This is a genomic window from Pseudomonas fluvialis (genome assembly GCF_014207935.1).
In the GTDB taxonomy this organism is placed as follows: Bacteria; Pseudomonadota; Gammaproteobacteria; order Pseudomonadales; family Pseudomonadaceae; genus Aquipseudomonas; species Aquipseudomonas fluvialis_A.
On sequence record NZ_JACHLL010000001.1, the window covers coordinates 350908 to 374454 of the forward strand.

The window sequence follows — 23547 nt, forward strand, 5'->3', positions numbered from 1 at the left end:
GACAGGTCAGACCTGCTTGTAGATCACCGAGCCTTCCCCCTTGAAGCGCTCGGCCTGCTCGGCAAACCCAGCTTCGATAGCCTTTTGCTCGTCGGTCAGGCCGTTCTCGGCGGCGTATTCGCGCACTTCCTGGGTGATTTTCATCGAGCAGAACTTCGGCCCGCACATGGAGCAGAAGTGCGCGACCTTGGCCGAGTCCTTGGGCAAGGTCTCGTCGTGGTAGCTGCGCGCGGTGTCCGGATCCAGGCCGAGGTTGAACTGGTCCTCCCAGCGGAACTCGAAGCGCGCTTTGCTCAGGGCGTTGTCGCGGATCTGCGCGCCCGGGTGACCCTTAGCGAGGTCGGCGGCGTGCGCGGCGATCTTGTAGGTGATGATGCCGGTCTTCACGTCATCCTTGTTCGGCAGGCCTAGATGCTCCTTGGGCGTGACGTAGCAGAGCATGGCGCAGCCGAACCAGCCGATCATCGCCGCACCGATGCCGCTGGTGATGTGGTCGTAGCCGGGAGCGATATCGGTGGTCAGTGGGCCGAGGGTGTAGAACGGCGCCTCGTCGCAGCATTCCAGCTGCTTGTCCATGTTCTCCTTGATCAGCTGCATCGGCACGTGGCCGGGGCCTTCGATCATGGTCTGTACGTCGTGCTTCCAGGCGATCTTGGTCAGCTCGCCGAGGGTTTCCAGCTCGCCGAACTGCGCGGCGTCGTTGGCGTCGGCGATCGAACCGGGACGCAGGCCGTCGCCCAGCGAGAAGCTGACGTCGTAGGCCTTCATGATTTCGCAGATTTCCTCGAAGTGGGTATAGAGGAAGTTTTCCTTATGGTGCGCCAGGCACCACTTGGCCATGATCGAGCCGCCGCGCGAGACGATGCCCGTGACGCGCTTGGCGGTCAGCGGCACATAGCGCAGCAGCACGCCGGCGTGGATGGTGAAGTAGTCCACGCCCTGTTCGGCCTGCTCGATCAGGGTGTCGCGGAACAGCTCCCAGGTCAGGTCCTCGGCGATGCCGTTGACCTTTTCCAGGGCCTGGTAGATCGGCACGGTGCCGATCGGTACCGGCGAGTTGCGGATGATCCACTCGCGGGTCTCGTGGATATGCTTGCCGGTGGACAGGTCCATGACAGTGTCCGAACCCCAGCGGATGCCCCAGGTCAGCTTGGCCACTTCCTCCTCGATGGAGGAACCCAGGGCCGAGTTGCCGATATTGCCGTTGATCTTCACCAGGAAGTTGCGGCCGATGATCATCGGCTCCAGTTCCACATGGTTGATGTTCGCCGGGATGATGGCGCGGCCGCGTGCGATCTCGCTGCGCACGAACTCGGGGGTGATCTCTTTCGGGATCGAGGCGCCGAAGCTCTGTCCGGTGTGCTGCTCTTTCAGCAGACCGGCTTCACGGGCCTCGGCCAACTTCATGTTCTCGCGGATGGCAACGTATTCCATCTCGGGCGTGATGATGCCCTTCTTGGCGTAGTGCATTTGGCTGACGTTCTGCCCGGCCTTGGCACGACGCGGGTTACGCACGTGGGCGAAGCGCATGGCCGACAGCTCGGCATCATTGAGGCGGCGCTGGCCGAACTCGGAGCTCAGGCCGGGCAGCTTCTCAGTATCGCCACGATCCTCGATCCAGGCACTGCGCACATCGGCCAGGCCCTTGCGCACGTCGATGGTCACATTCGGGTCGGTATAGGGGCCGGAGGTGTCATAGACGGTGACCGGGGCGTTGATCTCGCCGCCGAAGGCGGTGGGGGTGACGTCCAGACTGATCTCGCGCATCGGCACGCGGATGTCCGGGCGCGAACCCTGCACGTAGACCTTCTGCGAACGGGGGAAGGGCTGTACGGACTGCTGGTCGACCTGTGCGCTTTCGCTGAGGTTCTTCTGGTATTGCACGCTCATCGGCTTCTCCGGGTGGGCTGTCGGAGCGAACCTGAAGGCGGCGGGCGCACCGGGAGCGGTGCCAGAGGGGGTCGCCTGAGCGGCGAGCACATCTTGTTCCCTACGCAGGCCTTAACCTGATCAGGTTCAACGGGATCCGGAACTATCCGATCTCAGCCCACGACTCTGGGCACCCCGACAAGAACTGCCGGCAGTCTAATCAAGCCCGACGCAGAACTCCAACCTCCCGAGACGACCCTTGGTCGGCCGGGGATTGTTGCGCGCAGGCAACATAGCTTGTTGCAAACTAGACTGCCTGTGGCGCCTGCGGCCTTGACCGCCCCCCCGCCCCCCCTTAGCCTTGCCGATCATTTCCGACAAAAAGCAGGATCCATCATGCTGCGCAGACTCACTCTGGCCATGGCTGTGGCCGCCGCATCAGGACTGGCCTGGGCCGAAGAGCCCCCACAATCGCTCAAGCGCGACCTGGTTTCGGTATACAAGGACGCAGTAGAGAACAACGCCGATCTGGCGGCTGCCCGCGCAGACTTTGCGGCCCGCCAGGAAGTGGTGCCGCAGGCCCGTGCCGGCCTGCTGCCATTCATCAGCGGTGGCGCCGGCTACAGCGATACCGACACCGAAGTGGATACCCGCCTGGGCACCACTGACGCCTCCCGCGGCGGCCTGCTCTATCAGGCCAGTCTGACCCAGCCGGTATTCCGTGCTGATCGTTGGTATCAACTGCAAGCGGCCAAGGCCGTCAGTGAACAGGCAGCCCTGGAGTTCTCGGCGACCGAGCAGAACCTGATCCTGCAAACGGCGGAAACCTACTTCAGCGTGCTGCGTGCCCAGGACAACCTGGCGACCACCAAGGCCGAAGAAGCCGCGTTCAAGCGCCAGCTCGACCAGGCCCGCGAGCGTTTCGACGTCGGTCTGTCGGACAAGACCGACGTGCTGGAAGCCCAGGCCGGCTACGACACCGCCCGCGCCAACCGGATGATCGCCGAGCAGCAGGTGGATGATGCCTTCCAGGCACTGATTACCCTGACCAACCGCCAGTACAGTTCGCTGGAAGGCGTGCGCCACAGCCTGCCGGTCGTGGTGCCGACGCCCAATGATGCCAAGGCCTGGGTGGATACCGCCGCCCAGCAGAACCTCAACCTGCAGGCCAGCAACTACGCCGTCGATGCCGCCGAAGAGACCCTGCGCCAGAGCAAAGCCGGCCACGCGCCGACCCTGGATGCCGTGGCGAGCTACCAGAAGGGTGACAACGACAGCCTGGGCTTTACCAACACCCCGAATGCCAGCCTGTACAACGGTGACGCCGAGCAGCAGTCCATCGGCCTGCAGCTGTCGGTACCGATCTACAGCGGCGGCCTGACCAGCTCGCAGGTGCGTGAATCGTACCAGCGCCTGAACCAGACCGAGCAGAGCCGCGAAAGCCTGCGTCGTCAGGTGGTACAGAACACCCGCAACCTGCACCGCGCCGTCAACACCGACGTCGAGCAGGTCGGTGCGCGCAAGCAGTCGATCATCTCCAACCAGAGCGCCCTGGAAGCCACCGAAATCGGCTACCAAGTCGGCACCCGCAACATCGTCGACGTGCTGGACGCCCAGCGCCAGCTCTACAGCTCGGTGCGCGACTACAACAACGCCCGCTACAGCTACATCATCGACAACCTGCGCCTGAAGCAGGCCGCCGGTACCCTGGCACCGTCCGATCTGGAAGCCCTGTCGGCCTACCTCAAGCCTGACTACAACCCGGACCAGGACTTCCTCCCGCCAGACCTGGCCAAGGCCGCCGAAGCCCAGCTCTTGGGCAACCCGGAGTTCTAAACGGCAACGATAAAAAAGCCCGGCAATGCCGGGCTTTTTTATGCCTGCGAATCACCGTTCCAACAACGTCTGCAAACCGCCCAGCAGTCGCGCCAGTGCGCCCTGGTTGGCCCGCATGACCGTCAGCCCTCCGGCCCGCATGACTGCCTGCTGCTCCGGCTGCTGCCACAATTGCTGCAGTGCCAGCGCCAGCTGTTCAGCATCGGCCACCTCGCACAAAGCATCCGCCTCGCGCAGCAACGCGGCGATCTCCAGGAAGTTGAACAGGTGCGGACCAGACAGTACCGGCTTGCCCAGCGCGGCCGGTTCCAGCAGGTTGTGCCCGCCATTGGCCACCAGGCTGCCACCGACGAAGGCCAGGTCGGCCAACGCATAGAGGAACAGCAGCTCGCCCATGCTGTCACCGACCAGCACCTGATGCCCGGCACCGACCGGTTCACCCGCCGAACGGCGCAGGGTGGCAAAGCCTTCGCGCTGGCACAGTTCGAACACGCTGTTGAAGCGTTCCGGGTGCCGCGGCACCAGCATCAGCAGGGCATGCGGATTCTGCCTGAGCAGCTCACGGTGCGCCGCGAGGATGATCTCGTCCTCACCGGCATGGGTGCTGGCAGCAATCCACACCGGCCGGCCAGCCGGTTGCCAGGTGGCACGCAGTTCATCGGCGCGCTGACGCAAGGCCGGATCAATGGTCAGGTCGAACTTGATCGAGCCCGTCACCTGCACGGCCTCAGGCCGTGCGCCCAGTTGGCGAAAGCGCTCCGCCTCGGCCTCCGTCTGCACGGCAATCAGCGAGAGCTCGGCCAGCATCGGTGCGGTGAGCCTGGCAAAGCGGGCATAGCCACGGGCCGAGCGCTCCGACAGCCGGGCATTGGCCAGAGCCACCGGAATACCCAGACGCGCACACTGGTGAATGTGGTTGGGCCACAGCTCAGTCTCCATGATCACCGCCAAACGCGGCCGCACCCGCCGGAGAAAACGCGCCGCGGCCCAGGGCAGGTCATAGGGCAGGTAGCAGTGCTGCACGCGGCCGGCATATTCGGGGCCGCCAAACATGACTTGAATGCGCTCGGAGCCGGTCGGCGTCATGCAGGTGATGGTGACAGGCAGCTCCGGGTAACGCGCCAGCAGCTCGCGCACCAGCGGCGCCGCAGCGATGCTCTCCCCCACCGAGACGGCATGCAGCCAGATACCGCCGGGTTTGAGCGGCGGCAGCGCCAGGGCAAAACGCTCGGCGATGCGCCGCGCATAGGCCGGCGCCTGCCAGGCCCGCCAGGCCAGGCGCAGGGCGATCAGGGGAAGGGCCAGGTGAAACAGCACGGAATAGAGAGTTCGGTTCATGCCCCGCAGCTTACCAAATCCCCGCTGCTCAGCCTTGCTGCAAGTGCCCGGCAAATCGCTCAGCCAGCCAACTGGCCACCGGCCCCAGGGCCTGATCACGGCGCCAGACCAGCTCTACCCCCCAGGCGGGCGGCGCCCAGTCTGCCTGCAGCGTCACCAGTTGCTCACGGTAGACCGGGTACTGCACCACATGCAGCGGCAACAGCGCCCAGCCGAGGTTGCGCGCGGCCAGCTCGGCCATGGCATACAGACTGTCGGCACGCCAGATTCGCGCACTGATGCGTTCGCGATCCGGGTAGGTGCTTTCACGCGGGGCAATCAGCAACTGCCGGTGACAAGCCAGCTCGCGCTGACTCACGCGCCCGGCCTGAGCCAGTGGGTGCTGCTGGCCGACCACCAGCACCAGCGGCACATTGCCCAGCCAGCGCCGCTCCAGACTGGCGGGCATCTGCTCCTGACGAAACAGCAGCCCCAGATCGGCCCGCCGCCCCTCCACCCAGCGGGCGATATCGCCCTGAGTACCGCTGTACAGCTGCAGTTCCAGCTCGGCATGCCGCTCTCCCAGCGCCTCCAGACTGTCCAGCAGCGGCAGATAGGACATGGCCTCGTCGAGAATCAGGCGCAGACAGGCTTCCTCGCCGCCGGCCAGGCTGCGCGCCCGCCCCTGCAGGCGCTGCTGTTGCTGCAGCAATTCACGCGCCTCGCTGAGCAACGCCTCGCCGGCGCGGGTCAGACGCGGCGCACAGCCGCTGCGGCGCTCGAACAACTGGCAGCCCAGATCCACCTCAAGCAGAGCCACAGCGTTACTCACCGCCGACTGAGCGCGCCCCAGCTCACGCGCCACCGCCGAGAACGACCCACCATCCGCGACTCTGACAAACACCTGCAGCTGCTCCAGGTTCGACCCCATACCTATCTCCCATCCAGATAGGTGATGACTTTACCTCCAGCGCTCAACTTATAGAATCAGCGCATCATTCACGGAGTACCCGCCATGCCCGGCTACCTCTACCTGGCCATCGCCATCGTCATGGAAGTCATCGCCACCAGTTCGATGAAGGCGCTGGATGGTTTCAACAAACCGCTGCCGCTGATTCTGGTGGTGGTGGGCTATTCGGTCTCGCTGTTCCTGCTCAGCCTGGTGGTCAAGACCGTACCGGTTGGCGTGGCCTACGCCATCTGGTCGGGCCTCGGCATTGTGCTGGTGAGCATCGTCGCACTGGTGATCTACCAGCAGAAGCTGGACCTGTCGGCCATCATCGGCATGGGCCTGATCGTCGCCGGCGTGGTGTTCATCCAGCTGTTCTCGAAAACCGCCGGGCACTGATCACCGTTATACTGCGCGCCTGTTTCTGTCGTGAGCGCCAGCATGTCGCAATCCCTGAGCACTGATGTCCTGATCATCGGCGGCGGTATCGCCGGCCTGTGGCTGAACGCACGCCTGCGCCGACTAGGCTACAGCACCCTGCTGGTCGAGCGCGGCAGCCTCGGCGGCGAACAGAGCATAAAGTCCCAGGGCATCATCCACGGCGGCGCCAAATATGCGCTGCACGGCGCGCTGACCGGCGCCTCGGAAGCCATTGCCGATATGCCCAGGCGCTGGCGTGAAGCCCTCAGCGGCAACGGCGAGCTGGACCTCTCCGGTGTGCGCCTGCTCTCCGAAGCCCATTACCTCTGGTCGCCCGGCACCCTGGCCGGCAACCTCACCAGTTTCTTCGCCAGCAAGGCCGTGCGCGGCCGCGTCGACCAGGTCAAGGGCGAGCAGCTGCCGCCGGCGCTGCAGGACCGCAAGTTCAAGGGCAAGGTCTATCGCCTGGCCGAACTGGTGCTGGACGTGCCCAGCCTGATTACCCGCATGGCCGAGCTGGCAGGTGACGGCCTGCTGGCCGCCCAGGACATCCAGCCGCTGCGTGATGGCACGCAGCTCAGCGGCCTGCGGATCGACGGACGCGAGATACGCGCCCAGCGCGTGGTGCTCAGCGCCGGCGCCGGCAATGCCCAACTGCTGGCGACTCTCGGTATCGAGCAACCCAAGCAGCAGCTGCGTCCGCTGCACATGGTGCTGGCCAAGGGACCCGCGCTCAAACCGCTGTATGCCCATTGCCTGGGCGGCGGACCGAAGCCACGGGTGACCGTCACCACCCACCCGGCGGCCGATGGCCAGTGGGTCTGGTACCTCGGCGGTGATCTCGCCGAGGCCGACGGCGTGGCCCGCGACGAAGCCAGTCAGATCAAAACCGCGCAGCAGGAGCTGGCTGAGCTGCTGCCCTGGGTCGACCAGAGCACCACCCGCTGGGCCACCCTGCGGGTCGACCGCGCCGAGCCAGCGCAGTCCGGCCTGGTGCGCCCGGACAACGCCTTCCTCGCCGAAGACGGTCCGCTGCTGGTTGGCTGGCCGACCAAACTCGCGCTGTCGCCCGACTTTGCCGACCGCGTTCTGGCGGCCCTGCAGCGTGACAATATCCAACCCGGCAATCACCCGGCGCTACCACCGCTGCCACGCCCTGCCGTGGCCCAGCCAGCCTGGGAGACCCTGCTACCATGAGCCCCGCCACCCTGCACGACTGGCACCGGCCGCTGGGCTCGACCGGCCTGAGCGTGTCGCCACTGGGGCTGGGCACGGTCAAGCTGGGCCGCGACCAGGGCGTCAAATACCCCAACGGCTTCACCATTCCCGATGACGCCGCCGCGCGGGCGCTGCTGCAGCAGGCCCGCGAACTGGGCATCAACCTGATCGATACCGCGCCGGCCTACGGCACCAGCGAGGAGCGCCTCGGCCCGCTGCTGCGCGGCCAGCGCCACGAGTGGGTAATCGTCAGCAAGGTCGGCGAAGAATTCATCGGCGGCCAGTCGCTGTTCGACTTCAGCCCGGCCCATGCCCGCCTCTCGGTCGAGCGCAGTCTCAAGCGCCTGGAGAGCGAACACATCGAGCTGCTGCTGGTGCACTCCGATGGCAACGATGTGGCGATTCTGCGTGACTCCGGCATCTACGAAACCCTCGCCGAGCTCAAGCGCGAGGGCAAGATCGGCGCCTTCGGCCTCTCCGGCAAGACTGTCGAGGGCGGCCTGCTCGCCCTGCAAGACGGCGACTGCGCGATGGTCACCTACAACCTCAACGAGCAGGGCGAAAAGCCGGTGCTGGATTACGCCGCCAGTCACGGCAAAGCCATTCTGGTCAAAAAGGCGCTGGCCAGCGGCCATGCCTGCCTGCAACCCGGTGTCGACCCGGTACAGGCCAGTTTCGAACTGGTGTTCAGCCACCCGGGCGTGACCAGTGCCATCGTCGGCACCATCAACCCCGCGCATCTGGCGCACAACGTGGCCTGCGCCGCCGGGGTACTGAAAGCGCTCGGTTGAAAGCGGAAAATCGGCGCCAGAAGCCCGAAACAGCGAGGCGCGACAGGTCGTCGCATCCCGCAGGCAAGCAGGAATTAAGCTGCTAGCCTCAAGCTTCCGTTTGTCGACTGCGATACAGGAGTCACCATGCCGCTGACCCTCGCCCGCAAGGACCCCGGCAGCTTCAAGACCCTCGCCCTACACGTCGAGGCCGACGGTCACCAGCTGCATTACCAGGGCATCGGATTGCCCCTGAACTTTGCCCAGATGCAGGCTCGCCGGCGCCCGGTGCAGATCGGCAACAGCCAGCAATTCAGCGTGGAACTGGCCAACCTCGGTGTTTCCGTGCGCCTGACCCTGCATCTGGATGGTCGCGACTACTGGGTGGTGGTCCGCCAGCAGCGCGCCGATCGCGGCGACTGCGTGCTCAAGCTGATCTCCGGTTATGTGCCAGCCCACGAACTCAACCTGCCGCTGCTTACTGCCCTGCACGAAGTGGCCGAAGAATGTCTGGTGCAGAGCGAGGCTGGCTGGCTGTGCGGGCGCTTTGCCCAGACCTGGCTGCCCACACCCTATGCCGACACCCTCGACTACCACGACGAGCAGCATTTCAGCCTGCAGGCTCAGGCTGGCTCGACCCATCCGGTTCTGCGCGGGCAGATGCCGCTGCTGGAGCGGCCGTTCGCCTATGTGCACCTGCCCACGGCGTCGTTGCAGCTGGTCTACAACATGCGCCTGGAGCTACCCAGCCTGGCCCGGGAGCTCAGCCTGTTCCACGCCGACGAGCGACTGATCGGCGGCCATCTGGTGGCCGAACTGCAACCGGACGAACCTGATCTCTACCTGATTCCCCTGCACCGCGGCCACCCCACCAGCGAGCTGTACACCCTGCAGCAGGGCATGCTCGACCCGGTCGATACCCGTCAGCCATTGTGGCTGTCGGAGGCCTTCGCCGAGCGCGATGGCTGGCTGGTGCACGATGAGCGCATCGCCTGGCAGGACTGGATCCAGCGCCTGCGCGCCGCCTGAACCCCAGATAAAAAAGCCCCGAAAAACCGGGGCGAAGTGGGCAAAGCAGTCTTACTTCAATTCGCTGGACGTCTTGCCTAGCAGACGCCGCGCAATGATCAGCAGCTGGATCTGCTGGGTCCCCTCGAAGATGTCGAGGATCTTCGAGTCGCGCGCCCACTTCTCCAGCAGCTCGTCCTCGCCGTAACCGGCGGCGCCGGCCAGCTCCACGCACTTGAGCGTGATCTCGTTGGCCACCCGCCCGGCCTTGGCCTTGGCGATCGACGCCTCCTTGGAGTTGGGCAGCTTGTTGTCGGCCATCCAGGCCGCCTTGAGCGTCAGCAGGCGCGCCGCCTCCCATTCGGCCTCAAGGCGGTACAGCGTGGCCTCGGCATGACTCACACTGAGCAGCGGCTTGCGGTAGTCGAAACGACAACCCGCCCTGGAGAGCAGCTCACGGGTACGGTCCAGCGCCGCCTTGGCCACGCCGATAGCCATGCCGGCGACCAGTGGCCGTGTGTTGTCGAAGGTTTCCATGACCCCGGCAAAACCCTTCTGCACATCGATTTCCGGATTGCCGAGCAGGTTGGCCGCCGGCACCCGGCAGTCGACAAAGCTGATCGCCGCCGTGTCCGAGGCCTTGATGCCGAGTTTCTTCTCCAGTCGGGTGACGGTCATGCCCGGTGTGCCGTGCTCAACCACAAACGACTTGATCGCCGCACGACCCAGTCCCTTGTCCAACGTGGCCCAGACCACCACGGCCTTGGCCCGCTCGCCCGAGGTGACGAAGATTTTCTCGCCATTGAGGATGTAGTGATCGCCGTCCTTCACCGCTGTGGTGCGGATCGCCGCCGAGTCCGAGCCGCAGCCGGGCTCGGTGATGGCCATTGCTGCCCAGGTCTTGCCGAAACGCCCGAGCTGCTCATCATTGGCCACCGCGGCGATGGCCGCATTGCCCAGCCCCTGACGCGGCATGGCCAGCAGCAGGCCGACATCGCCCCAGCACAGCTCCATCACGCCAAGCAGTGCCGACAGGTTGCCGCCGTTCTTGATGCCCTCCTCCACTTCACGCGCGGCGCCGCGCTTGCTGGCCGAGGTCGCACCCACTGCATTGGGCGAGCCTTCGTTCATGCCATCGAGCAGCGCGGCCAGCAGGTCAAGCTCCTTGGGATAGGCATGCTCGGCCTTGTCGTACTTGCGTGAAATCGGCCGGAAGAACTGCGCGGCCACCTGATGCGCCTGGTTCTCCAGCGCACGGAATTTCTTGGGGGTTTCCAGATACATATGTGCGCTCCGTCAGAGGTGCAGGCCGCCGGCCTGGATAGCGATCGCCCGCAGATCGCGATACCAGCGCTCGACCGGGTGCTCCTTGGTAAAGCCATGGCCGCCGAGCAGCTGAACGGCGTCGGTGCCGACCTTCATCGCCTTCTCGGCACAGAGGACGCGGGCCAGATAGGCCTCGCGCAGGAACGACTCGCCACGCTCGGCCCGGGCACAGGCCCGCCAGACCATCAGGCGCATGGCATCGATCTCGATGGCCAGGTCGGCCACCATGAACGCCACTCCCTGACGGTGGCTGATCGGCTCGCCAAAGGCGACCCGCTCATTGCAATAGCCGATCACATAGTCCAGCGCCGCCTGACTGGTGCCAACCGCCAGGGCACACCAGGCCAGAGAGGAACAGGCCAGGAAAGCGGAGTAATCGAAATCGGCGCCGGCCAGACGCTGCTCGGCCGGCACCTTGACCGACTTGAAGCGCACACGCGCCAGCGCGCCCGCCTTGAGCCCCATGGCCGGCTCGGCCTGACGGCTGATGCCTTTGCTTGCGGCATCGACCCAGAACAGCGCTGGCCCGTCGCTGCACTGCGCCGCGACCAGCAAGCGACTGGCATTGAGCCCCTGCAGGACCAGGCTCTTCTCGCCATTGAGCAGGTAATGTCCGCCGCGCTTGCGCGCCGTGGTTTGCAGCCGCTGCGGGTCCGCCAGCACAGCGGGCTCGTTGACAGCCAAGGCATAGGGCTCGGCGCCCTGCTCGCTGGCAAAGGCCGGCAACCACTGCGCCTGTTGCTCGGGCGACGCCCAGCGACGAATGCAGTTGGCCGCCGAGAGCGGCACCAGCAGGCTGGCGGCCAGGGTCAGGTCACCCTTGCCAAGCGCCTCGGCGATCAGTGCATTGGTCACCAGAGTGCGCTCACCGGCCATGCCGCCATGCGCTTCGGGAACGCCGTAAAAGGCCAGTCCCAGCTCACGGGCCTGAATCAGCAATTCGGCCGGTACGGCCGCCTGCGCATCGGCATCATGGGCGGCGGGGCGCAGGACCTCGCTGGCGAAGCTATCGAGCATCTCCACCAGCATCTGCTGTTCATCGGACAGGGACAGGTCGAACAGGCTATCGCTGCTCACAACGCGCGGCACCTTGCTCTTGCCACCGCGCGCCGCCGCATAACGGAAGCTGCTGCGGCTGCCGGTGTAGAGCAGCTTTTCGAAGGGGTGGCGCAACTTGAAGCGGTCAGGCCAATCGGCCTGGGCCACCTTGCTCAGCACGGCAAGGGCATGACCCTGAACATCGGTACGCATGGGCGTGGCTCCACGAGGTAGACCCCGTGATCATCCCCGCGCCCGATGCAACCCGCCATGACCGGTCTGACAGGCGCAACTGGCACGCCAGTCACTGGCAACCTCGGCAGAAGAACCGAGTAGGCGCTAGATCAGCGAGCGGTCCCAACGAATGCCGCGCTTGACGATCTTGGCCGGCACGCCAGCGACGACACAGTGGCCCTCATCGAAGGCCCGAGAGACGAGAGAGCAGGCACCCACCACGGTCTCGGGCTGCAACACGGTACCCTTGAGTATCTGCACGTCACGCCCCACCCAGACGCGATCGGCGATGCGCACATCGCGCGAGGGATTGATCCGCTGGCCGCTGGCCACATCGATGATCGAGTGCTTGTCGCCAGTACGGATCAGGATATCGGTAGACAGCATGCAGTCATCGCCGATATCGATACTGGCCGCCTCATCGACCAGCAGATAGGCCCCCTCCACCGTGGTATCCGCACCAATGCGGATGTGCTGCCCACAGGTGCGCCGCAGGTAAATCTTTCCCGAACTGAAGCGCGCCCGGTCACCGATCTCGATCAGGTTGTCCTCACCGTCCAGGCGAATTTCGCAGTGGCTGATGACCACGTCCTCGCCGAACACCAGGCGATTGTTGCGACCACCCAGCTTGATGGTCACCTTCTTCATTTGCCGCTCGCTGCTTGCAGGCAGTCGTACGGAATTGCCCGCTTTGATAGAGCGCCGGTTCTTGTAGGCGAGGTTGTGCAGCCACCGCTGAATACGCTCTAGCATCATGCTCAATCCTTGCTGCGAATCTTCTCGACAATGGCGGTCGTCGAGCTGTTCTCGACCAACCCCAGGACGCGCACCTCACCACCATAGGCCCGCACGATATCGGCACCGACCACGCCGTCGATGCCGTAGTCACCGCCCTTGACCAGCACGTCCGGGCGGACTGCACGCAGCAGGTTTTCCGGGGTGTCTTCGCTAAAGCTCACCACCCAGTCCACCGCCCCCAGGCCGGCCAGCACGGCCATGCGGCGGTCCACCGCGTTGATCGGGCGCCCCGGGCCTTTCAGGCGACTGACCGAAGCATCATCGTTGACCGCCAGAACCAGGCGATCGCCCTGGGCGCGCGCCTGCTCCAGATAGCTGACATGCCCGGCATGCAGGATGTCGAAGCAGCCATTGGTGAAAACGATTTTCTCGCCATGGGCGCGAGCATCCTCCAGCGCCAGTAGCAGCTGATCGAGACTGACCACACCACGCTCGGAACCCTCTTCGCGCTGCACAGCACGACGCAGTTCGGGAGCGCTGATCGCCGCCGTGCCCAACTTGGCCACCACGATACCGGCAGCCAGATTGGCCAGGGCAACCGCCTGCGGCAGCGCCTCGCCCGCGGCCAGACTGGCGGCCAGGGTAGAGATCACGGTATCGCCGGCGCCGGTGACATCGAACACTTCGCGGGCGCGGGCCGGCAGGTGCAACGGCGCCTGCTCGGGACGCAGCAGGGTCATGCCATGTTCGCCACGGGTCACCAGCAACGCACCGAGTTCCAGCTCACGCATCAGCGCATCGCCCTTGGCCACCAGCTCGGCTTCGTCGCGACAATGACCGACGATGGTTTCGAACTCGCTGAGATTCGGCGTGATCAGGCTGGCCCCCCGATAGATGGAGAAATCCTTGCCTTTGGGATCGGCCAGTACGGCAATGCCTTTGGCCCGGGCCAGCTGAATCAGCGCCTGGTGGTTCTGCAGAGCGCCCTTGCCGTAGTCGGACAGCACCAGCACCCGAATGCCGGCCAGCAGGCGCTCGACATCGGCGGCCAAAGCCTCGGCATCGGTATGGAAGGGTTCCTCGAAGTCCATGCGCAGCAACTGCTGATGCCGACTGAGCACACGCAGTTTGACGATGGTCGGCTGTGCAGCGATCTGCTGGAAATGCGCCTGCACCCCAGCCGCTGCAAGGCTGTCGCGCAGGCTGACGGCCGCCTCGTCGGCGCCCGTCACTCCCACCAACACGGCCGGCGCGCCAAGGGCGGCGATGTTCAGCGCGACGTTGGCCGCGCCACCGGGGCGATCCTCGATCTGCTCGACCTTGACCACCGGTACCGGCGCCTCCGGGGAAATCCGCGACGTACCGCCATGCCAGTAACGGTCGAGCATGACATCACCAACTACCAGCACGGCAGCCTGATCGTAACGGGGCATGGACAACTTCATGGGAACTCCGCAGGGGGCAAAATCGGGGCGAATCATAACATGCCGAAGCCCTGTTACCGGCCCGGAACACAGGCAACCGCCGCCGACCTCAGCCAGTGACAAGCCCTTTAGGCAAGGTGCCAGGAAAGCTCTGCCGGTAGCCCTCAAGGAAAGCGTTCCACTGCTCTCCCCTCCACCCGGACCGCCGGGCAATCTGGCGCAGGTCGTGGTTTGCCGCCTGTCTTCGGGTCAAACGGATTCGGCTCTTCTCCAAGTCGATAAGAGCTACGCGAATCCCGGCTCCATCCAGTTGCACAAAAACGTGCTTGAGATAAAGGCAGCCATGCTGCCGGCGCCCAAGATTGAGGCGCCCTAACATGCGCCCGACCTCCTCGAGGATGGCCTTGTGCAGCGCCGCTCCCCACTCACGTTCGCGCTGCTGCCGATAGCAATCCTCAAGGCTTTGAAACCCCTCAAGGGCCTCGGTCACCAAAACCGCCTGCCAAGTGCCCTCCCAGCGTCGGCAATCGGCAAAGACCACTCTGGGCACCAGCACCCCTAGCTGCAGGCAATGCGCCAGAGCATCGCGCTCGCGCATGACCGTGGGATATCCCAGCGGCTTGATCAGGCTGCGGTAAACATGGCCGATCTGCTGCTTTCGATACAAAAGCCCCCCAGCCTCGCCACGGATGAGTTTGACGCCGCTGTGCCCACCTCGCCGTTCGTTCGGCGACTCCACCCATTCGCCGGGAACGGCCAGCCACGCCTCGATGCCAGCAATCCTGCTCATGCGTACCTCACATTTTTATTATTCTTCGTGCACATCCTCACTGAACTGCCTTGCATGCAGTCGCGCGTAATACCCATTCAACGCCAGCAATTCAGCATGACTTCCTCGCTCGACAATCTGCCCCTGATCCATCACCAGAATCAGATCGGCCTTTTCGATGGTCGACAAGCGGTGGGCGATAACCAGCGTGGTACGCCCCGTCATCACCCGATCCAGGGCAGCCTGGATATGCCGCTCGGACTCGGTATCGAGGGCCGAGGTCGCCTCGTCCAGCACCAGCACCGGCGCATCCTTGAGCAGGGCGCGGGCAATCGCTAGACGCTGGCGCTGGCCGCCCGAGAGCAGCACGCCGTTTTCACCCACCTCGGTATCCAGCCCTCGGGGCAGCTTGTCGATGAATTCCTTGGCGTAGGCCGCCTCGACCGCCTGCTCGATCGCTTCGCGGGGCGCGCCCGCCAGATCACCGTAGGCAATATTGTTCGCGACAGTGTCATTGAACAGAGTGACCTGCTGGGTCACCAGGGCAATATGCCGACGCAGGTTGCGCAACCTGTACTCCTCGACATCTACACCATCGAGCAAGATCTGCCCTGCCTCATGGTGATAGAAGCGCGGAATCAGGCTGGCCAGGGTTGACTTGCCACTGCCCGAGCGCCCCACCAGAGCAATCATCTGCCCCGGTTCGACACTGAAACTGATGTCATTGAGGACCCGTTTTTCAGTGCCTGGATACTGAAAGCTGAGATTGCGGATATCCAGGCGACCACTGACCCGCTCATGCTCGACGCTGCCCTGATCGACCTCGGGGGCCTCATCAAGCTGTTCGAAGATACTTTCGGCGCCCGCGAGCCCCTTCTGAATAGTCGAGCTGACTTCGGACAGCTGCCGAATCGGCTTGGGCAGCAGGCCAGCCGCAGTGATATAGGCAACCAGATCGCCGGCCGTGGCATCGCCACGCAGGAACAGCACAAGGAACATCAGCACCGCCATGGCGCTGTAGATCACTAGCTGCAACATCGGCGTGTAAACCGCGCCAGTCTTGGTCATGCGCAATTGCTTGTCGGTATTGTCCTGGCTCGCCCTCACAAAGCGCCCGGACTCATAGGTCTCACCACCAAAGCTGCGGACGACCCGATAACCCTGGATAGTCTCGGAAGCAACATGGGTCACATCGCCCATGGCCACCTGGATTTTCTTGCTCTGCTTGCGAAACTTTTTACTGGCACTGGTCACCATCAGACCGATCAGGGGCAGGATCGCCAGCATCACCAGAGTAAGTTTCCAGTTCATCCACAGCAGATAGGCAAACAGGAAGATCACCGTCAGCCCCTCACGGATCACCACCTTGATCGCATCGGTGGCGGCACCGGTGACCATGGTAACGTTGAAGGTGATGCGTGAAATCAGATGGCCGGAATTGTGGCTGTCGAAATAGCGATTGGGCAGCGCCAGCAGGCTGTCGAACAGTGCGATGCGCAAGTCATGCACCAGCCCCAGCGAAACCCTGGCCAGGAAGTAATTACCCAAGTACGAGCCGACGCCCTGCCAGGCCGCGATCAGCACGATCAGCAGGGGCACGGTCTGCAGCAGCTGCAGGTCGCGCAAGTAGGGTACGTTGGGGAAGAGCACCGCTTGCGGATTGCTCAGACCATCGACGAAGTACTTGAGGATCCCAGCCAGCATCGGCTGGGTCGAAGCGAAGATGACGTAACCGAGGATGCTGACCATGAACAGGCCGGCATAGGGCCTGACATAACCGAGCAGGCGAAGGTATATCTTCAGACTGGATGCCTGGGCAGCATCGGAGGACTGGTCGGCCATGCGCTCACGCTGTGACGTTGCCAAAAGGCCGCATAGCTTAGCACAGCAGCTGCCTCTTCCCGGCGGATGCATTAAGATGCGCCCCACACGCAGCAATCGCGACAGTTCACGTGCAGATATCCCCATCCCTGACGAACTCAGCCAGAGCGGCCCTGGATCATTTCATCACCCAGCGCTGGCTGGTGCTCGGCTATGTGGTGCTGCTGACGGGTCTTTTCTGGGTTCCCTCCGGCAGCCTGTACACCAAGCTCTACTATGCCCTGATGGCGTTTCCGGCACTACTTGGCCTGGTGATTGCGCCACGTCGACTGGCTATGGTTGTCCGCGAGCCGGTGATTCTGGCCTTTATCGCCCTTGCCATCTGGCTTCTGATCGGACTCTTCTGGACACAAAGCGACAACAGCCTGTTCAAACTCGCCAAACGGCCGCTGTACGTTTTCCTGCTCTTCGCAGCATGTGCCCTGATCGCCGGCAAGGATGAACGACTGCTGCTGGGCGCATTGCGTATCGCCGCCATCCTGGCCGGGGCCGCCGCGCTGGCCAACCTGCTCATTCACCTGAGCAGCAACCCGCTCGCCAGCCGCATGATCGGCACGGGGGCGCTGCGCAATCCCATACTCACCTCCCATGTCTTTGGTTTTTTCCTTACCTACTGGCTTGCCAGTTGGCTGCTCCGCGACGAGCGCCAGACATGGCTGCCGCCGCTGCTGGGATTGCCCCTTGTGGCTGCAATATTGGCTACCGGCTCTCGCACGCCACTGCTGGCCCTGACACTGACATGCTGCTGGATGCTGTTCATGGCCGGTAAGAGAGCGCTCTATCCCTTGGCAGTGATCACGCTGGCGGCAGGCACACTCGCGGCTCTGCAGCCCGAAATATGGCTGGAGCGCGGAACATCACTTCGTCCACAGTTATGGAATGAAGCGTTGCGCCTGGCCAGCGAACAGCTATGGCTTGGACAGGGCTACGGCAGCAGTTTCGTGTTCAATACCACCCAACTTGGGTACACACTGAGCGATCCGCACAATGTTGAACTGGCCGTTCTTCTGGAGCTCGGCCTGATCGGCCTGATCCTCTGGCTGCTGATGTACGGACTGGCTTTTCTTCGCTGCCTGCAACTCAGGCATGAACGCCAGTTCCAGCTGACCTCAGCTCTGATTGTCTACGGCCTCTGTGCCGGCCTGTCTGAAGGCAGCAGCTTTCTGTCCAGGCCCAACGAAAACTGGTTTATCGTCTGGATACCGCTCGCGCTGACCGCCGCTCTGTCGCTAGCCCAGCGCCAACGGATAATCACGCGATGAAGACGCTCAAGCCTGAAGCACTGGATTCCTTGCTACAAGGCGCCAAAGTCATTGAGGAGGACGGCTACGGCCTCAAGGTCGCGCGCCTTGTCGATGGAGACTTTCTCAAGCTCTACCGGCGCAAACGGCTGATGTCATCGGCGTTGTGGTCGGCTCCCGCACAACGTTTTGCCGACAATGCCAGGCGCCTGCAGCAACTCGGTCTCATTGCGCCCGCTATCGTCGACACCCTGCTAATTCCACAGCGCAAACTCAACGGGGTACGCTACCAGCCACTGCCCGGGCAAACCCTTCGCGATCACTGGCGCGCTCTGGGGCCACAAGAGCGGGACGTGGAAGTCGAGCGTTTCGGTGCATTCCTAGGTCAACTGCATCAGCTAGGCGTGTACTTCCGCTCACTGCACCTGGGTAATGTGCTGTGCCTGCCGGACCGGCGTTTAGGCTTGATCGACCTCTCCGACATGACAATCAGCGGCAAGCCGCTCGGCCGCTGGAAGCGCAAGCGCAACCTGCAACATATGCTGCGCTACAAGGAAGACAGCGCCTGGCTGACCCAAGAGCACCGAACGGCCCTGCTGCGCGGCTACGACCAACAATGCGGTAGCAGGAGTGCAGAGCGCCTCGCCAAGGACTTGCAGCATCTGTGCGCCACTGGCGTCATGCAATGAGCACACTGCTGCAACGCCTGCAGAGGCTACTTGGGCAAAAACAGACTCGACTCAAGACCTGAACAGCATTCACCTGAGAGTTACAACCGATACCTGCCGCATCTTCTCACCGGCATACCGCAGCTCAGGTCGCGTATCACCCGCGCTCAACCCACTAGCCAACGCCACAGCGCGCGCAGCGTCTTGCCATTCCAAGATCGCAACGGCAGCTGCGCCAGCAACTCGCGCGCGAGTTGCTTGTCATCCGCAGCACACTTGAGCAGCATCGAGTTGATGAAGCGCGCGCAAACCTGCCGGTAGGCCGGATGATCGGCAAAGCGTGCATAGGTCGCGAGCACCTGCTCGATCATGAAGCGCCGGTTCTTGTAGGTATTGGCACCGTGCACGCGGTATTGCGCCAGCACATCGGGCAATACATCAATGAAATAGCCCGCCCGGGTGATCTTGAGTTCGACCAGCAGATCCTCCAGCCGGATGCTGGGATCGAAGCCACCGACCTGCTCCAGCGCCTCACGCCGGAACAGCAGGGTTGGCGCAGGCGCTCCGGCCTTCTCGGAGCAGAAGACATCCTCGAAGTTCAGCCGTCGAAATGGACGTTGCCGGTCACGCTTGGCCAGCGCATGCCCGGCGCCATCGATGTGCTGGATATTGCCGGCGCAGATACCAACCTCGGGCTTTCCCTGCAGATAAGCCACCTGGGTCGCGATGCGCTCGGGAAGCATCACATCATCGGAGCCAAACGGCGCGATCAACGTTCCCTGTGCCTGCGCAATGCAGTCATTGAGCGTACGCGCCAGCCCCTGGTTGGCCTGTGCCCGGAAGGCGAAACCATGCACCGCCTGCAACGCACTGATGCGCGCCACGCTGTCGTCACTCGAACCGTCGTCGACCACCAGCAGCTCGATGCGCGGATAGCTCTGTGCCAGCACACTGTTGATACAGGCCTCGATATAGGGCCCGTGGTTGTACGAAGCGATGATCACGCTGACCAGCGGCAACTCACTCATGACCGCCCTCGCCTTTTGCTCCCGCCAGCATCTGCTCCAGCAGCTCGCGGTACTGCCGACGGAAATCCTCGATGGCATGGGCCCGGCACAGATAGGCGTAAGCCTGTTCGCCCTCTGCCGCTCGCGCCTCCGGGGAGAGCCGCAACACCGCCCGCAGCTGCTCGGCCAGCGCCGGTGCCTGCGCGACCGGGAAAGTGCGCCCGCCGCAATCCTCAAGGATCGGGCGCAGGCTATCGATATCCGAACCGATCACCGGCAAGTGGGCGCTCATGCCCTCCAGCAGGGCCAATGGCAAGCCCTCGCTGAGGGACGGCATGACGAAGGCGTCGAAGGCCCGCACGTACTGCAAAGCATCCTCCTTTGCACCGAGCAGCCATACGCGCCCCTGCAAACCACAGCTCTGGATCACAGCCTCCAGCTCGGTACGCGAACGCCCCTCGCCAATGATGGCCAGCATCGCGCCCGGATACTCACCCTTGATCAGGGCAAAGGCCTGCAACAGATGGATATGCCCCTTGACCGGAACCAGGCGGCCGATCGTGCCGAACACCCAGGCATCGGCAGGCAGCCCGAGCAGCTCGCGCGCCTGAGCGCGAGGGTGCTGCAGCGATTCGGCACGGCGGATGTCGATGGCATTGTTGATCTGCCGGACATTGCCTTCACTGAAACCTGCGCCACAGTTCAGCAAGTCTTCACGCACTGCCCGCGACACGCCGACAAAGCGCCAGGCGGAGCTGCGCAGGCAGCGCATCTCCCATCGCCGGTAGGCCCGATCGTACTCGCCCAGGCCGTGCAGCACGCCGATGCAGGCCGGAATTCGCAGCCAGCGGCCGAGAATCAGCAGCATGTTGATCGGCTTGAAGCGATGGGCAATCACCGCGTCATAGCCTTCAGCCCGGCAATGTTTGTAGAGTGCCCAGAGCACGCGCAGGCGCAACCCCTTGGTCGCCTGCTGGCTGAACTCGAAATAGACCGAACGCGCCGCCCGGCTTTCCGGCTCGCCCGGCCCTGGCCGTCCGCGAACAAAGGCAGTGGTCACCTCATAACGCTCTGCCGGCAGCGCCTGGATAACCTGCTCAGCCAGATCGGAAGCATTGACGTTGTAGCGGTTCTGCAGCTGCAGGACCTTGATCTTGCGTGTCATGCCTTAGCTCCCAGCCACAGACGCAGGGCCTTGCGTACATAGGAGCCCTTGAGCAGCACGCGCCAGTCGCGCTTGAGTGCCGCGAGAAAGAACGCCTTGGCGGCCGCAACGTCGCCCTCCAGGTACGCGCTGCGAAACAGCGACAGGCTGCGCTGTACATAGAACGCCGATCTCAACACCTGGAATGGTGCGCCCAGGCGCTCGGCGGCGAACACCTCATCGACCAGCGTCAGGCCACCCGCCTTGGCATGCTGGAACTGATGACGCAGGCTGTCGTCGTGTTTGTGAATCAGCGCCAGCGGCTGCTCCAGACGCGAGCACGAATAGTTGGCCAGCGCCTGGGCAAACACCGGAATGTCCTCGGCGCTGCGGAAGGCCTGCGGATATCGCCCACGCGCGAACACCTCGCGGTGCATGGCACAGGCGCCATTGGACAACGCCAGGCGCTTGTCCAGCAGATAGGCACGCAAACGCTCCAGCGCAGGTTCAGGCAGCACGCCCGGCTTGTGCTCGCGCGACTTGCCATCCTCACTGATGGCAATGTGGGCACCGATCACCAGACGCGTCTGCGGCTGTGCCTGCAGATGCTGACGCACGGCCTGCAGGGCGCCGGGCGCCAGTTCATCATCGGCATCGAGGAAGATCAGAAAATCGCCAGCGGCCTCATCGATACCCAGATTGCGGGCTGAAGCAGCGCCACCGTTGGCCTTGTGCACGGCGCGAAAGCGGCCGGCATGCCGCTCCAGCAAACGCGCCAGCACCTGCTGGCTGTCATCGGTAGAGCCGTCGTCGATGACGATCAACTCGGCCGACTCATCCAGCTGTGCCAGCACCGACTCGACGGCACGCGGCAACACGGCCGCGTAGTTGTACGTAGGAATGACGACGCTAAGCAGCGGCTTAGCCGACATTGTCGTACCAGTCCTTGTCGTCCTTGACCACGAGGATGTCTTCCATGATCAGGTACTGCAGGTCCGAGCCGTAGAACATGTTCAGCGCATCGGTCGGCGAACAGATCATCGGCTCGCCGCGGCGGTTGAGCGAGGTGTTCAGCGACACGCCGTTGCCGGTCAGCTTTTCCAGCTCGAGCATCAGGTCGTACCAGCGCGGATTGAAGCGGCGCTCCAGCACCTGGGCGCGCGAGGTACCGTCCTCATGCACCACCTCGCCGACACGGGTCTTCCACTCCTCGTTGACCTCGAAGGTGAAGGTCATGAACGGGCTCGGGTGATCGACCTTGAGCATCTGCGGCGCCACGGTGTCGAGCATCGACGGGCAGAAGGGCCTCCAGCGCTCGCGGAACTTGATCTGCTCGTTGATGCGGTCGGCCACGCCCGGCACGCTCGGGCAGCCGATGATCGAACGGCCGCCAAGGGCGCGCGGGCCAAACTCCATGCGCCCCTGGAACCAGGCCACCGGGTTGGCATCGACCATGATTCGGGCGATACGCTGCGCCGTGTTGTCGATCTGCTTGAACTTGGGCTTGCTCGGGTGACGGGCGCAGGCGGCGATCACATCCTCGTTGGAGTAGGACGGGCCGAGGTAGACGTGCTCCATCTTCTCCACCGGCACGCCGCGCTGGTGCGAGATATAGGCGGCGGCGCCGACCGCAGTGCCGGCGTCGCCGGAAGCCGGCTGGACGAACAGCTCCTTGACGTCGTCACGGGCGATGATCTTCTGGTTCAGCTTGACGTTCAGCGCGCAGCCGCCGGCAAAGGCGATCTTGCCGGTTTCCTTGAGGATGTCGCCGAGGTAGTACTCCATCATCTCCAGCGCCAGCTTCTCGAACAGCGCCTGCATGCTGGCGGCGTAGTGGATGTACGGATCGTCGGCGATATCGCCCTGGCGTTTCGGGCCCAGCCATTCGATCAGCTTGGGCGAGAAGTAGTAGCCCTTGCCATTTTCCTTGTAGCGGCGGAAGCCGATGACGTTGGCGTACTCGGTGTTGATGATCAGCTCACCGTTCTCGAACTTGGCCAGGCGCGAGAAGTCGTACTTGGCCGCGTCACCGTAGGGTGCCATGCCCATCACCTTGAACTCACCATCGAGCATCTCGAAGCCGAGGAACTCGGTGATCGCACCGTACAGACCACCGAGGGAATCCGGGTCGTAGAACTCCTTGATCTTGTGGATCTTGCCGTTCTCGCCGTAGCCGAAGAAGGTGGTGGCGTACTCGCCCTTGCCGTCGATGCCGAGGATCGCGGTCTTTTCCTTGAAGCCAGAGCAGTGGTAGGCGCTGGAAGCGTGGGCCAGGTGGTGTTCGACCGGCTCGATCTTGACCTTCTTCAGGTCGAAGCCGAGCTGCTCCAGGCACCACTGAATCTTCTTGTGGTAGCGCTTGTAGCGGCGATTGCCCATCAGGATGGCGTCGAGGGCGCGGTCCGGTGCGTACCAGTAACGCTTGGCGTACTGCCAGCGGGCCTTCTCGAAAATGCTGATCGGCGCAAACGGAATGGCCACCACGTCGACGTCCGTCGGCTTGATCCCGGCCTGCTCCAGGCAGAACTTGGCCGACTCGTAGGGCATGCGGTTCTTCGCATGCTTGTCGCGCACAAAGCGCTCTTCTTCCACCGCCGCGATCAGCTTGCCGTCGATGTACAGGGCGGCGGACGGATCGTGACTGAGTGCGCCGGACAGGCCGAGAATGGTCAATGCCACAGGTAAAAGCC

20 protein-coding genes and 1 riboswitch are annotated in these 23547 nt (G+C 63.8%); of the genes, 7 read left to right on the forward strand and 13 right to left on the reverse strand.

All coding sequences use genetic code 11. From position 1 onward, the window contains the following. Positions 1 to 6: 6 nt before the first annotated feature. Complete coding sequence (gene thiC, locus HNP49_RS01660) at positions 7 to 1890, reverse strand: phosphomethylpyrimidine synthase ThiC (protein ID WP_184680063.1); 1884 nt, start codon at positions 1888 to 1890, stop codon at positions 7 to 9. 80 nt (positions 1891 to 1970) lie between these two features. Further along, a riboswitch (TPP riboswitch) is annotated at positions 1971 to 2077 on the reverse strand. 188 nt (positions 2078 to 2265) lie between these two features. On the opposite strand from thiC, the gene HNP49_RS01665 reads away from it, so the two are divergent. Beyond that, on the forward strand, positions 2266 to 3705 hold the full coding sequence (locus HNP49_RS01665) for a TolC family outer membrane protein (protein ID WP_184680065.1): 1440 nt from the start codon (positions 2266 to 2268) through the stop codon (positions 3703 to 3705). A gap of 51 nt (positions 3706 to 3756) precedes the next feature. On the opposite strand, the gene waaA is transcribed toward HNP49_RS01665, so the two are convergent. Further along, positions 3757 to 5043: a lipid IV(A) 3-deoxy-D-manno-octulosonic acid transferase gene (gene waaA / locus HNP49_RS01670; protein WP_184680066.1), complete on the reverse strand. Its 1287-nt coding sequence runs from the start codon at positions 5041 to 5043 to the stop codon at positions 3757 to 3759. 28 nt (positions 5044 to 5071) lie between these two features. Next, positions 5072 to 5953, reverse strand: a complete 882-nt coding sequence (locus HNP49_RS01675) for a LysR family transcriptional regulator (protein ID WP_184680067.1) — start codon at positions 5951 to 5953, stop codon at positions 5072 to 5074. Positions 5954 to 6037: 84 nt separating this feature from the next. Here HNP49_RS01675 and HNP49_RS01680 point away from each other — a divergent pair, with 84 nt between their 5' ends. The 4 genes from HNP49_RS01680 to HNP49_RS01695 all read left to right on the forward strand — a co-directional run bounded on the left by HNP49_RS01680 (position 6038) and on the right by HNP49_RS01695 (position 9408). Beyond that, positions 6038 to 6370, forward strand: a complete 333-nt coding sequence (locus HNP49_RS01680; RefSeq protein WP_184680068.1) for a multidrug efflux SMR transporter — start codon at positions 6038 to 6040, stop codon at positions 6368 to 6370. A gap of 42 nt (positions 6371 to 6412) precedes the next feature. Beyond that, a complete protein-coding gene (locus HNP49_RS01685) occupies positions 6413 to 7588 on the forward strand; it encodes an FAD-binding oxidoreductase (protein WP_184680069.1) in 1176 nt (391 codons plus the stop codon). Beyond that, entirely contained in the window at positions 7585 to 8400 is an 816-nt protein-coding gene (locus HNP49_RS01690) for an aldo/keto reductase (RefSeq protein ID WP_184680070.1), read from the forward strand. Before HNP49_RS01685 ends, HNP49_RS01690 begins: the two co-directional genes overlap by 4 nt. Positions 8401 to 8526: 126 nt before the next feature. After that, a complete protein-coding gene (locus HNP49_RS01695) occupies positions 8527 to 9408 on the forward strand; it encodes a metal ABC transporter ATPase (RefSeq protein WP_184680071.1) in 882 nt (293 codons plus the stop codon). 51 nt (positions 9409 to 9459) lie between these two features. Here HNP49_RS01695 and HNP49_RS01700 read toward each other — a convergent pair whose 3' ends face one another. The 6 genes from HNP49_RS01700 to msbA form a co-directional block, all read right to left on the reverse strand. Further along, on the reverse strand, positions 9460 to 10671 hold the full coding sequence (locus tag HNP49_RS01700) for an acyl-CoA dehydrogenase family protein (protein ID WP_184680076.1): 1212 nt from the start codon (positions 10669 to 10671) through the stop codon (positions 9460 to 9462). Between the two features lie 12 nt (positions 10672 to 10683). Beyond that, positions 10684 to 11964, reverse strand: a complete 1281-nt coding sequence (locus HNP49_RS01705; protein ID WP_184680079.1) for an acyl-CoA dehydrogenase family protein — start codon at positions 11962 to 11964, stop codon at positions 10684 to 10686. A gap of 126 nt (positions 11965 to 12090) precedes the next feature. Beyond that, positions 12091 to 12633: an acyltransferase gene (locus HNP49_RS01710; protein ID WP_184680080.1), complete on the reverse strand. Its 543-nt coding sequence runs from the start codon at positions 12631 to 12633 to the stop codon at positions 12091 to 12093. A 110-nt stretch (positions 12634 to 12743) separates the two neighbouring features. After that, positions 12744 to 14168, reverse strand: a complete 1425-nt coding sequence (gene hldE / locus HNP49_RS01715; RefSeq protein ID WP_184680081.1) for a bifunctional D-glycero-beta-D-manno-heptose-7-phosphate kinase/D-glycero-beta-D-manno-heptose 1-phosphate adenylyltransferase HldE — start codon at positions 14166 to 14168, stop codon at positions 12744 to 12746. 88 nt (positions 14169 to 14256) lie between these two features. After that, positions 14257 to 14937 (reverse strand): lipopolysaccharide kinase InaA family protein, encoded by a 681-nt coding sequence (locus HNP49_RS01720; RefSeq protein ID WP_184680082.1) that lies wholly within the window; start codon positions 14935 to 14937, stop codon positions 14257 to 14259. Positions 14938 to 14955: 18 nt separating this feature from the next. Then, positions 14956 to 16758, reverse strand: coding sequence for a lipid A export permease/ATP-binding protein MsbA (msbA, locus tag HNP49_RS01725; RefSeq protein ID WP_184680083.1), 1803 nt, complete (start codon positions 16756 to 16758; stop codon positions 14956 to 14958). Between the two features lie 110 nt (positions 16759 to 16868). Here msbA and HNP49_RS18580 point away from each other — a divergent pair, with 110 nt between their 5' ends. Both HNP49_RS18580 and HNP49_RS18585 read left to right on the forward strand, forming a co-directional pair. After that, complete coding sequence (locus HNP49_RS18580; RefSeq protein ID WP_311772055.1) at positions 16869 to 18059, forward strand: O-antigen ligase family protein; 1191 nt, start codon at positions 16869 to 16871, stop codon at positions 18057 to 18059. Continuing rightward, a complete protein-coding gene (locus tag HNP49_RS18585) occupies positions 18056 to 18727 on the forward strand; it encodes a lipopolysaccharide kinase InaA family protein (protein ID WP_260407027.1) in 672 nt (223 codons plus the stop codon). The genes HNP49_RS18580 and HNP49_RS18585 overlap by 4 nt, the downstream gene beginning before the upstream one ends. 146 nt (positions 18728 to 18873) lie before the next feature. Here the strand turns inward: HNP49_RS18585 and HNP49_RS01735 are convergent, their stop codons facing one another. The 4 genes from HNP49_RS01735 to HNP49_RS01750 are packed head-to-tail and all read right to left on the reverse strand — an operon-like array spanning position 18874 to position 23536. Further along, on the reverse strand, positions 18874 to 19734 hold the full coding sequence (locus HNP49_RS01735) for a glycosyltransferase (protein WP_184680084.1): 861 nt from the start codon (positions 19732 to 19734) through the stop codon (positions 18874 to 18876). Then, positions 19727 to 20878 (reverse strand): glycosyltransferase, encoded by a 1152-nt coding sequence (locus HNP49_RS01740; RefSeq protein WP_184680085.1) that lies wholly within the window; start codon positions 20876 to 20878, stop codon positions 19727 to 19729. Before HNP49_RS01740 ends, HNP49_RS01735 begins: the two co-directional genes overlap by 8 nt. Then, positions 20875 to 21789 (reverse strand): glycosyltransferase family 2 protein, encoded by a 915-nt coding sequence (locus HNP49_RS01745; protein WP_184680086.1) that lies wholly within the window; start codon positions 21787 to 21789, stop codon positions 20875 to 20877. Before HNP49_RS01745 ends, HNP49_RS01740 begins: the two co-directional genes overlap by 4 nt. Continuing rightward, positions 21779 to 23536, reverse strand: coding sequence for a carbamoyltransferase (locus HNP49_RS01750; RefSeq protein ID WP_184680087.1), 1758 nt, complete (start codon positions 23534 to 23536; stop codon positions 21779 to 21781). Before HNP49_RS01750 ends, HNP49_RS01745 begins: the two co-directional genes overlap by 11 nt. Positions 23537 to 23547 lie beyond the last annotated feature (11 nt).